Origin of the sequence: Psychrobacter sp. UBA6739 (assembly GCF_002453835.1) — a bacterium.
Classification (GTDB): domain Bacteria; phylum Pseudomonadota; class Gammaproteobacteria; order Pseudomonadales; family Moraxellaceae; genus Psychrobacter; species Psychrobacter immobilis_A.
The window spans coordinates 1-797 of record NZ_DKHR01000060.1 but is presented as its reverse complement, the minus strand read 5'-3'; the positions used below and the strand labels follow the sequence as shown (position 1 = coordinate 797).

Below are 797 nucleotides of genomic sequence, written 5' to 3'. Positions count from 1 at the left end.
ACAAAGGTGCCATCGACGCTGATATCTTGTTGCTTAAAATACTCATACCACGCACTTAAGCGCGAACTTATTTGCAATAACACATAGTCATCCAAACACTCCCTACTTTTCAAACACTCAGTACTCAGTGTTTTATCTCGCAAATACTGCGGCTGACAGACTGCAACGCAGTATTCATCGAACAGTTTTATAGACTCCATATTGCTCCACATGCCATCGCCATACAAAAAAGCAATATCGACATTTTGGTCTTCAGAAAAAAACGGCCCCGCCAGCTCTTTAATATCCAAGTTAATAAGGGGATATTCTTGACTAAAGCCACTCAGTGCTGGAATCAACCAACGGGCACAAAATGTGGGATGCGAGACTATTTTTAGCAGCTCGGTATTACTGCTATGCGACATCAAATTGGTGGTCGCCACCTCGATATGTTTTAAAATCTCTAATACTTCAAGATAATATGACTTGCCAGCAGGGGTCAATGAAATCCGGTGCGGCGTCCGATAAAACAAAGACAGGTTTAGCATCTCCTCTAGCTGCGCCACTTGCTTACTGATGGCGCTTTGGGTCATGTGCATCTCTTGCGCGGCATTGGTAAAACTCAAATGACGGGCAGCGGTCTCAAAACATTGCAGCGCCGTCGTCGATGGATATCGTCTAAAGGCTAATGGTTTATTGGTGTCTGTTTTCATAGATTGCTTTTCTTTTATTCCATATTAGGGCGTGTCCTCAATTCACTCGATAGTCATCTAAATGGGCTAAAAATGGCTAAATCTTGCCAAACATCGTCAAATAGC

The 797-nt window shown here is 43.0% G+C and carries 1 protein-coding gene; it reads right to left on the bottom strand.

Annotated features, from left to right (window positions below; all coding sequences use genetic code 11):
• Positions 1–692, bottom strand: a 692-nt coding sequence (locus B2575_RS12880) for a LysR family transcriptional regulator (RefSeq protein WP_296242521.1), incomplete at its 3' end; no start/stop codon positions are given.
• Positions 693–797 lie beyond the last annotated feature (105 nt).